This window comes from Bradyrhizobium sp. 87, from assembly GCF_023073015.1.
Lineage (GTDB): Bacteria > Pseudomonadota > Alphaproteobacteria > Rhizobiales > Xanthobacteraceae > Bradyrhizobium > Bradyrhizobium canariense_D.
In genome coordinates this window covers 329,406-339,212 of record NZ_JADPIQ010000086.1, presented here as the reverse complement: position 1 = coordinate 339,212, position 9,807 = coordinate 329,406, and the positions used below count along the sequence as shown (strand labels likewise).

At 64.5% G+C, this 9,807-nt stretch carries 11 protein-coding genes; 4 read left to right on the top strand and 7 right to left on the bottom strand.

What is annotated here, in order from left to right; translation table 11 throughout:
- Nucleotides 1-526: TCP-1/cpn60 chaperonin family protein (locus tag IVB50_RS22510; RefSeq protein WP_275995422.1), on the top strand; the 526-nt coding region annotated here is incomplete at its 5' end.
- Nucleotides 527-641: 115 nt separating this feature from the next.
- On the opposite strand, the gene lepB is transcribed toward IVB50_RS22510, so the two are convergent.
- Nucleotides 642-1,388: a signal peptidase I gene (gene lepB / locus IVB50_RS22505; protein WP_085385036.1), complete on the bottom strand. Its 747-nt coding sequence runs from the start codon at nucleotides 1,386-1,388 to the stop codon at nucleotides 642-644.
- Nucleotides 1,389-1,497: 109 nt separating this feature from the next.
- Entirely contained in the window at nucleotides 1,498-2,331 is an 834-nt protein-coding gene (locus IVB50_RS22500) for a LysR family transcriptional regulator (RefSeq protein WP_247297350.1), read from the bottom strand.
- A 132-nt stretch (nucleotides 2,332-2,463) separates the two neighbouring features.
- Here IVB50_RS22500 and IVB50_RS22495 point away from each other — a divergent pair, with 132 nt between their 5' ends.
- The 3 genes from IVB50_RS22495 (at nucleotide 2,464) to IVB50_RS22485 (ending at nucleotide 5,178) form a co-directional block, all read left to right on the top strand.
- Nucleotides 2,464-3,057 (top strand): cysteine hydrolase family protein, encoded by a 594-nt coding sequence (locus tag IVB50_RS22495; RefSeq protein ID WP_018455620.1) that lies wholly within the window; start codon nucleotides 2,464-2,466, stop codon nucleotides 3,055-3,057.
- A gap of 13 nt (nucleotides 3,058-3,070) precedes the next feature.
- Entirely contained in the window at nucleotides 3,071-3,709 is a 639-nt protein-coding gene (locus tag IVB50_RS22490) for a glutathione binding-like protein (protein WP_247297330.1), read from the top strand.
- A gap of 110 nt (nucleotides 3,710-3,819) precedes the next feature.
- Nucleotides 3,820-5,178: a caspase family protein gene (locus IVB50_RS22485; RefSeq protein ID WP_247297328.1), complete on the top strand. Its 1,359-nt coding sequence runs from the start codon at nucleotides 3,820-3,822 to the stop codon at nucleotides 5,176-5,178.
- An 18-nt stretch (nucleotides 5,179-5,196) separates the two neighbouring features.
- On the opposite strand, the gene IVB50_RS22480 is transcribed toward IVB50_RS22485, so the two are convergent.
- From IVB50_RS22480 to IVB50_RS22460, 5 genes are read right to left on the bottom strand one after another with little or no spacing between them, the layout of a single operon-like run.
- Nucleotides 5,197-6,633 (bottom strand): NAD-dependent succinate-semialdehyde dehydrogenase, encoded by a 1,437-nt coding sequence (locus tag IVB50_RS22480; RefSeq protein WP_247297326.1) that lies wholly within the window; start codon nucleotides 6,631-6,633, stop codon nucleotides 5,197-5,199.
- A gap of 30 nt (nucleotides 6,634-6,663) precedes the next feature.
- Nucleotides 6,664-7,323, bottom strand: coding sequence for an ATP-binding cassette domain-containing protein (locus tag IVB50_RS22475; protein ID WP_204511621.1), 660 nt, complete (start codon nucleotides 7,321-7,323; stop codon nucleotides 6,664-6,666).
- Complete coding sequence (locus IVB50_RS22470) at nucleotides 7,324-8,025, bottom strand: ABC transporter ATP-binding protein (protein WP_247297324.1); 702 nt, start codon at nucleotides 8,023-8,025, stop codon at nucleotides 7,324-7,326.
- A complete protein-coding gene (locus IVB50_RS22465) occupies nucleotides 8,022-8,765 on the bottom strand; it encodes an ABC transporter ATP-binding protein (RefSeq protein ID WP_247297322.1) in 744 nt (247 codons plus the stop codon). The genes IVB50_RS22470 and IVB50_RS22465 overlap by 4 nt, the downstream gene beginning before the upstream one ends.
- Complete coding sequence (locus tag IVB50_RS22460) at nucleotides 8,762-9,805, bottom strand: branched-chain amino acid ABC transporter permease (RefSeq protein WP_247297320.1); 1,044 nt, start codon at nucleotides 9,803-9,805, stop codon at nucleotides 8,762-8,764. The genes IVB50_RS22465 and IVB50_RS22460 overlap by 4 nt, the downstream gene beginning before the upstream one ends.
- Nucleotides 9,806-9,807: the final 2 nt, after the last annotated feature.

The window sequence follows — 9,807 nt, the reverse complement described above, 5'->3', positions numbered from 1 at the left end:
CGCAGGCGGCGTCGCGGTGATCCGCGTCGGCGGCGCGACCGAGGTCGAGGTGAAGGAGCGCAAGGATCGCGTTGATGACGCGATGCATGCGACCCGCGCGGCGGTCGAGGAAGGCATCGTCCCGGGCGGCGGCGTCGCCCTGCTCCGTGCCTCCGAGCAGCTCAAGGGCCTGCGCACCAAGAACGACGACCAGAAGACCGGCGTCGAGATCGTGCGCAAGGCGCTCTCCGCGCCCGCTCGCCAGATCGCGATCAACGCCGGTGAAGATGGCTCCGTGATCGTCGGCAAGGTCCTTGAGAACAAGTCGTACGCCTACGGCTTCGACTCCCAGACCGGCGAATATGTCGACCTCGTCAAGAAGGGCATCATCGACCCGACCAAGGTGGTCCGTACCGCGATCCAGAACGCAGCCTCGGTTGCGGCGCTCTTGATCACCACGGAAGCCATGGTCGCCGAGTTGCCCAAGAAGGGCGGCTCCGGTCCGGCGATGCCCCCGGGCGGCGGCATGGGCGGCATGGATTTCTGATCCAGCCATTCCGGCAAACGACAAAATGCGAAACCCCGGCAGCGATGCCGGGGTTTTGTTTTTCTTCGGTGGTCCCATCCCGGAGCAGCGCGGAGCCCGGAATGACAGTGGGGCTTCACCACACCTTCCCCAGCCGCTCCATGTGCGGTTCGCCGTGCTGGTCGAGCGACCAGAATATCCGCGTCACCTTGCCGACCAGATTGTCCATCGGCACGAATCCGATCGACGACATCACGCGGCTGTCACTCGAGTTGTCGCGATTGTCGCCGAGCACGAAGAAATGGCCCGGCGGCACGGTGTAGACGTCGGTGTTGTCGTAGTAGCCGTTGTCGACACAGTCCTGCGTCACGTAGGACGCGCCGTTCGGCAGCGTCTCGCGCCAGCGCTTGGCCTTCGCACCGTCATCCACGCCGCAGGTGGAGCCGGCGAATGCCTGCTTCAGAGCGACGCGCGTCACCGGGCGGTCATTGAGGATGAGTTGGCCCTGCCGCATCTGGATGCGATCACTGGGCAGCCCGACCACGCGCTTGACATAGTCGACCGCGGTGTCCTTTGGCGTCCGGAACACGACGACGTCACCATACTCGGGATCGGTGGCCCGGAAACGCCCGGAGATCCACGACGGCGCGAAGGGAAACGAATAACGGCCATAGCCATAGGCATATTTTGCAGCAAAGACGTAGTCGCCGACGACCAGCGTCGGCGTCATCGAGCCGGAAGGGATGTTGAACGGCTGAAACAGGAAGATGCGAAACAGGAACGGCGGCGACCACAGCACCGGAATCAGGAGGATCAGGATGACGATCGCCTTCCATTCCCGCACTTTGGCCTGCGGGTGGATGGTTTCCTGAAGAGTGGTCATGCGCCTGCCCTGATCAAGCCCGTAGTCGTCGCGAGATTACGCAACCCTCGCGCGTACGCAATCCCATAACTTGGTCGCGCCGCGCGCGGATCGCGTTCACGGGTCGCAATCAACCGCGCGCGAGATCGCTGAAGCAGCGGCGGATCCATTCGATGGTGAGCCGCGTCGCCGGATCGCGCTTGAGATGGTTCTGCACCAGCAGCCAGACGTCGCGGCGCCCAGGCAGCAGCGTGGCGCGCAGGCGGCGATCGCCGAGTAAGTCCGCGCAGACATGCTCCGGCAACACGCCGGCGGCCTGATGCGCGCGGATCAGGTTACGGATGACGCGAACGTTGTCGGTAACGCAGCGCGCGTGGGCTTGCTTCATACGCAGGAATTGCATCTCGGGAATGGCACCGAGTTCGTCCGGATAGGCGCACAGCACCGGCTCGCCTTCGGTCGTGACAGGCTCAAAATAATAGAGCTTGACGTCACCGAGCTTGGAGATCGCGAAGTCGCCCTTGTCGGGCTTGCGCAGCCGGATAGCGAGATCGGCTTCCCAGCGCGAGAACTTGACGTTCTCGCTCGAGGTGAGGAATTGCAGCGTCAGGCCGGAATTGGCGCGCAGGAAGTCGCTCGCGCGCGGCGACAGAACCTCCTCGGCAACCGTGTTGGTGGAGGCGATACGCAGGCGTCCCACCGGGCCTGCAAGACTCTCGCCGACGCGACCGATCTCGGCGGCATGTGCGGCCATCGCCTCGACATGCGCCAGCACCGCCTCGCAACTCCGCGTCGGCCGGCGCTGGCCGTCCACCGCATCGAACAGCGGCACGCCGAGATCGCGCTGGATGCGCGCGAGCCTGCGGCCGACGGTGGTCTCGTCGATGCGCAGCCGCGCGCTGGCGCCGGCATAGGTGCCCTCGTCCCTGACCGCGGCGATGATGCGCAGATCGTCCCAGTTCATGGCGATGAGCCTAGCAGGCACGACGGGCTCCTGCAAATTTGCAGCCATATGCTGCAATAGTCCTGCACATTGGCAGGCCGCCGCCGCGCTACTGTGGCGCCATCCGATATGCCTTAGGAAGGCCCGACCCGCATGACCGCCCCAAAAACCCTGCTTGAATTGTCCGGCGCCGATCTCACTCCGCCCAGGCTCGCCGATTCCTGCCTCGTGCTAATCGACATCCAGAACGAATATTGCGCCGGGCCGCTCGCCTTGCCGGACGCGGAGCCCGCAATCGCCGCCGCCGCGCGCCTGCTCGCCCGCGCGAGGGCGAGCGGCGCTGCGATCTTCCATATCGCGCACAAGGGACGTGCCGGCAGCCTGTTCGACCGCGAGGCCGCGCGCGGCGCGATCGTCAGGAACGTGGCGCCGCTCGCCAGCGAAGCCGTGATCGAAAAAGCGCTGCCGAACGCTTTTGCCGGCACCGACCTGCAAGTCCGGCTGGCCGCAACCGGACGCACGAACATCGTGCTGGCCGGTTTCATGACCCATATGTGCATCAGCTCGACCACCCGCGCCGCGCTCGACCTCGGCCTGCGCACGACGATCGCAGCCGATGCCTGCGCCACACGCGATCTTCCCGACGGCCGCGGCGGAGCGCTCTCCGCAAGGATCATCCACGAGGTCGCCCTGGCCGAATTGTCGGACCGGTTTGCGATCATCGCACAAACCGAGACGTTGACCTGAAGGAGCGTAGGCGATGCTGCAACTCTATTTCTCACCGATGGCCTGCTCGCTTGCGAGCCGCATCGCGCTGATGGAAGCGGGCATCGAGGCCCGCTATCATCCGGTCCATCTCCAGACCAAGCAGGTCGTGGACGACGGCAGCGATTTCCTCGGCGTTTCCCCAAAGGGCGCGGTGCCGGTCCTGGTGCTGGAGAATGGCGAACGGCTGACCGAAAGCGCCGCGGTGCTGCAATACATCGCCGACCTAAAGCCGCAGGCGGGCCTTGCACCCGCCTTCGGAAATCCCGACCGGTATCGGCTCCAGGAATGGCTCAGTTTCGTCGGGGCCGAGATCCACAAGGCGTTCCTGTTTCCAACCTTCTGGTACAAGGACGACGCCTCGCTCGCCAAGCCGCGTGCAAGAATAGCGCAGACATTATCGATGCCTGCCGCGCATCTGACGGACCGCGAATTCCTCGTCGGCGACAGCTTCACCGTCGCGGATGCCCATCTCACCTGGGCTTTGCTGTTGCTCCGTCCCGCGGGAATCGACGTCGCGCAATGGCCATCGTTGTCGGCCTATCTCGCGCGCATGCAGGCGCGACCGGCCGTGCGGGACGCGATTGCGACCGAAATGGCCGTCCGCATGACGATGGCGGCGAGCCCGGCGTGACAGGATGTCACGGCCGGGAAATCTGAGCGGTGCTCCGGCAGGGCATTGATGTCGGCGCGGCATGCGCTAATCTGGAGGGATATTTTTCGACATTTCCTTGGAAGGCATTCATGCGTGCTCTTTCCAGATTTTGCCCGGCCGGACTTTGCCTTGCCCTCCTGGTCTGCTGGCTTTCCGTTGCGCCGGCATCGGCGGAAACCCGCGTCGCCCTGGTGATCGGCAATGGCGCCTATGCCAGTACGGCGCAGCTTCCCAACCCGTCGCACGATGCCGAAGACGTCGCCGCCTCGCTCAAGCGCAGCGGCTTCGAGGTGCTCCAGGGCATCGACCTGCGCCAAGCTGACATGCAGGACCTCACCATCCGCTTCGCGCGCGCCGCGAGCAAAGCCGACGTCGCCATGTTCTACTACAGCGGCCATGCGATGCAGTACAACGGCGTGAACTATCTGATGCCTGTCGATGCCGTGCTGAGCGACGAAGCCGAGCTGAAGCGCTTCCTGCGGGTGGACGACATCGTGAACGACCTGCAGCAGGCCAAGAACCTGCGCATCCTCATCCTCGATTCCTGCCGCGACAATCCGCTGGCCGAAACCTTGAAACGCTCCGCCGGCATGACGCGCGGCGCCTCGATCGGGCGGGGCCTGTCGAAAGTCGAAGCACCGCGCGGCACGATCGTGTCGTTCTCAACCCAGTCCGGGCAGACGGCGGCCGATGGCAGCGGCCGCAACAGCCCCTATACGACGGCGTTCCTGAAGCACATCGAGGAGCCGCAGGAGATCGGCGAAGTCTTTCGCGACATCAGCAGCGACGTCTACGATTCCAGCGGCAAGACCCAACTCCCGGAGCTGTCGCTGTCGATCATCGGCAAGTTCTACCTGAACGGACCGGTGTCGGTCACGGTGGCGCCGGCGGCGCCACAAGCCGCGCCCCGGGCTGACCCTTGCGCAGCAGCAGAAGCACACTGGAAGGCTGCCGACGGCATCGGCACGCTGGGCGCTTTCGAGGATCACCTCGCGAGATTCCCGAATTGCATCTTCGCCACGCTCGCCAAAGCTCGGATCGAGGGGCTGAAGCAGAAGGTGGCGCTCGCGCCGTCAGGCAACGGCCGGAGCGGCGGAAGCAAGGATTTTGACGGCAGCTGGGACGTGACGTTGAACTGCTTGGCCACCGGCAAGGCGCAGGGCTTCACCAGACCTCTGGTCGCCACCGTCACGAACGGCGTGCTTCATGCCGAGGCGCAGGGTCCGGGCAACAACATCAACCGGCTCGAGATCGACGGCCAGATCCCGGCGGACGGCAAGACCACCTTGAGCGCGCGCGGCACGACGGGAGCGAGCGCGTACACGCTGAACAATCTCGCGCCCGGCTCGCCCTACGCCTTTACCGTCGATGCGCAGTTCGATCGCACCCGCGGCGCCGGCAAGCGCAACGAGGCGCGGGCCTGCAATCTGGTTTTCGTCAAACGCTAGCTGCGCATCCCCGGCCGGTCACACGCCCGTCTGGCTGATGAACTTGGTGTTGAAATAACCCTCCATCGCCTCGGTGCCGCCCTCCGAGCCGTAGCCGGAATCCTTGATGCCGCCGAACGGCACTTCGGGCAGCGCCAGACCAAAACTGTTGATCGACATCATGCCGGCTTCGACGGCCGAACCGATCGCGGCCGCCGTCTTGGTCGAGCTTGTGAAGGCGTAGGACGCCAGCCCGAACGGCAAGCGGTTGGCCTCCTCGACAACTTCGTCGAAGGATGAGAAGCGCGAAATCAGCGCGAGCGGGCCGAACGGCTCCTCGTTCATGGCGCGCGCATCCTTCGGCACGTCGCTCACTACGGTCGGCTCGAAGAAATGGCCCTTGTTGCCGACGCGTTTACCGCCGGTCTCGAGCTTTGCACCCTTGCCGACGGCATCCTGCACCATGCCCTCAATGGCGGTGACGCGGCGCGGATTGGCGAGCGAGCCCATTTTGGAGTCGGGATCGAGGCCGTTGCCGACCTTGAACGACTTGGCGCTGTCGACAAATGTGTCGACGAATTCACGGAACACGTCATCCTGGACCAGCATCCGCGTCGGCGAGATGCAAACCTGCCCGGCATTGCGATATTTTGCCGCCGCCAGAATTTTCGCGGCCGATGCGACGTCGGCGTCCTTGAAAACGATCGCCGGCGCATGACCGCCGAGCTCCATGGTGGCACGCTTCATGTGCAGGCCCGCGAGCGCATTGAGCTGCTTGCCGACATGGGTCGAGCCCGTGAACGAGATCTTGCGGATCACCGGATGCGGAATGAGATATTCCGAGATCTCCGAGGGAATACCGTATACAAGGTTGATGACGCCATCGGGCACGCCAGCGTCCGCAAACGCGCGGATCAGCTGTGCGGGCGAGGCCGGCGTCTCCTCCGGGGCCTTGACGATGATCGAGCAGCCGGCGCCGAGTGCGGCGGAGAGCTTGCGCACGACCTGATTGATCGGAAAGTTCCAGGGCGTGAACGCCGCAACCGGGCCGACCGGCTCCTTGATCGCGAGCTGGTAGATGCCCGGCCCACGCGCAGGGATCAGGCGGCCATAGGCGCGTTTGGCTTCCTCCGCAAACCACTCGATCACGTCGGCGGCAGCCATCGCCTCCATCTTGGCCTCGCCAAGAGTCTTGCCCTGTTCCATCGTGAGCAGCGGCGCAATCTCGTCATTGCGCTCGCGCATGATCGCGGCCGCCTTGCGCATGATGCGGCAGCGCTCGAAGGGAGCAACGTTTCGCCAGATCTTGGACCCGGCGCTGGCTGCGGCGAGTGCCTCGTCGAGGTCGGACCGTCCGGCATGGGCGACCGTGCCGATCACCTCTTCAGTCGCGGGATTGCGGACCTCGATCACCTTGCCCGAATGGGCCGGTCGCCATTTGCCGCCAATGAAAAGCTGGGTGTTCGAATAGGCCAACGGATTCTCCTGTGGTCGCTTTTTTCTGCGTTAGGTCGGGATGGGAATAGCTCGGTGACAAATCGCGTCCGCCGCCTTTGTCATCTCCGGCCCCAGATAGGAGCGGAAGCGTGGCTCGGCGACCAGAGCGCCGAAATCGGCCATGCGTGTCACCCCACCGCCGGCCACAAAGAGGAATCGCCCGGCGATCTCGGCAAGGATGTCGAGGTGCCAGGCCGCCGTCGGATGCATGCAGAGAACGACCAGCCGCCCCTCGTCGCGCAGCTTGCGGAAGAAATCGAGCATGAAGCCGATATAGCCATCCTGCAGGTTGAACTGCGGTTCGTCGAACAGGTGAACCAGCGGCGTCCGGGTTGGCGACGGCGCCAGGAAGGCGGACGGAATGCGCTTCCGGAAGCGCCTAACCTGATAGGATTGGTGATAGTGGATCGCGAGCCGGTCGCGCTCGCGATATTTGACACCATGGATATCGGTGCCCGCGACCAGCACGCGCCCGGAGGTCGGGGCGTTCGAGCCCGTCATCATCTCGAACAAGGTCGTCTTGCCGGCGCCATTCGGGCCGACGACACCGACGATATCAGGTTCGTCCAGCGACAGGTTTGCCTGTAGCGTGAATGTCGGTCGGCGGATCACGCGGCCCCGTGTATAGACCTTTCGAACGTCGTCGAGAACGAGCAGCGGTGCGGCCACTTATTGTACTCCCAGCAAGCGCTGACGAAGCCCGCGGTCATCGCGCAAGGCCGCGGCCTCCCCGGTCCAGACGATCCGGCCGCGATCGATCACCGCGGCATGGTCTGCGACCGACAGCGCGATCTCGGCGTTCTGCTCCACGACCAGCGAGGCAATACCCTCATCCTTCATGCGCAGGATCGTCGCAAGCACGTCGCCGACGATTTTCGGCGCCAGTCCCTGGCTCGGCTCGTCGAACAGCACCAGTCCCGGCGAGCCGACCAGCGCGCGGGCGATCGCCACCATCTGCATTTCGCCGCCCGACAGGTTTTCGCAGTCGCGCTCCATGAGATATTCGAGCGGTGAGAAGATCGCAGCGGCCTCCTTGACGCTCCAGTGGCGAAAGCGCGTGCGCTTTTGCGCGATCGACAGGTTGCGCGCAACCGTCAATGTCGGACACAGCCGGCGGTCGTCGGGTACCCAGCCGATGCCGGCGCGCGCAATCTCGTGGGTCGGATCGCGCGTGACGTCGTGACCGTCGAAACAAACGGAGCCGCGGCGCGGACGCGTCAGCCCCAGAATCGAGCGGAGCATGGTCGTCTTGCCGGCGCCGTTAGGGCCGAGCAGCGCAAACACCTTGGCGTGCTCGATGGCAAGCGAGGCGCCGAACAGCGCCTGGGTCTCGCCGTAAAAGGTATCGACCGCGTCCACTTCGAGGATCATGCGAACTTCCCGAGATTGGAGCGCCGCACCCATTCGTTCTGCTGCAGTTCGTGTGGCGTTCCGCGCGCCACCACCTGGCCCCAATGGATGACCGAGATCCGGTCAGCCAACGAGAACAGGAACTCCATATCGTGCTCGATCGCGACGATGGTCAGCCGCCCCTTCAGGCGAGCAATCAGGGCTGCGAGCCGGTGCACCCCGTCGGAGCCGAGGCCGGAGGTCGGCTCGTCCAGGCACACCACCCGGGGCGCCTGCGCCAGGGCGACCGCGATCTCCAGCGCGCGCCGGTCGCCATAGGACAGGTCCTTGGCGCGGATGTCGCCTTTGTCGGCAAGCCCGACTGCCGCCAGCGATTCAGAGGCCTTCGCGGCAAGCCGGCTGTCGCCCGCCGCTGCGCGCGCGACATCGTGGCCACGGGCGCGAAACTCGGGCAAGCCCATCATGACGTTGTCACGCGCGGAGAATTCGTCGAACAGTGTCATGATCTGAAACGAGCGGGCGATGCCCTTGGCGGCGATGCGGTGCGGGCTGAGGCCCGTGACATCCTCGCCGGCGAGCAGGACTCGACCACGATTCGGTTTCACCCGGCCGGTGAGGACATTGAAGAACGTGGTTTTGCCGGCACCGTTCGGGCCCATCACACCGTGAAACTCGCCCTCCGCGACCGCGAGATCGACGCTCTCCAGCACGACGCGGTCGCCGAAGCGGACATGAACGGCCGCGGCTTCGATCATGTTCATCGCCCGCTCCCGAACAGCAGCCGCATCGCCGAGGTACCGCGCTGCCGTAAGGCGCCGAGTGAGTGCTGCTGCACGGCAGCGGATATCGCGCCGGCAATGCCTTCGGGGCGAAACAGCACGATGGCGATGAAGAGCAGACCAAAATGGAGCATCCAGGCATTGGTCAGCGCACCGATCACGTCTCGGGCGGTGAGGAAGAGAAATACGCCAATCACCGGACCCCAGAAGCTGACGAGGCCACCGCCGACGAGCGTCATCATCACGACGTAGCCGGATTGATGCAGGCTCATGACGTCGGGGAATGCGGCGAGCTGCGCCATGGCGAACAATCCGCCGGCAAACCCCGAGACGGCGGCCGACAGCGCAAAGATCGCGACTTTGTAGAGCCACACATTATAGCCGAGATGGCTCGCGCGAATTTCGCTCTGCCTGATCGCAGCGACCACGCGGCCATAGGGCGAGTGCACCAGCCTCCACAATGCGGCGGTGCCGACCGCAAAGACGGCGAGCACGAAATAGTAGAACGCGACATTGTCGTTGAGATCGAACGACACAAGCCCGAAATCGGCCGGCAACCGTTTGATCTTGAGAAGGCCGTCTTCGCCGCCGGTGATCCGGTGCGATTTTATCGCCAACGTCCAGAAGATCTGGCCGAAGGCAATCGTCATGAAGGCATAATAGATGCCGCGCCTGTGCGAGATGAACAGCGCCACCAGCACGCCGGCGAGACCTGCCGCCGCGGCCGCGGCAATCAGGCATATCCAGAGATTGGCGACGATGTCGAACTGACAGAGACCGAACGCGTAGGCGCCGATGCCGAAATAGGCACCATGACCGAACGACGGAAGTCCGGCGGTGCCCAGCACCAGGTTGAATGCGAGCGCATAGAGCGACCAGATCAGGATCTCGATCCCGAGATAGGGATAGAGCCCGATCCGCGTGATCCAGAGCGGCACCGTTGCAAGCACGAGCCAGAGCACCAGCATCGTCGGCGTCACGAGGCGCGCAGCGTCCGGTGAAGATTTTGGTCCCACAATCATTC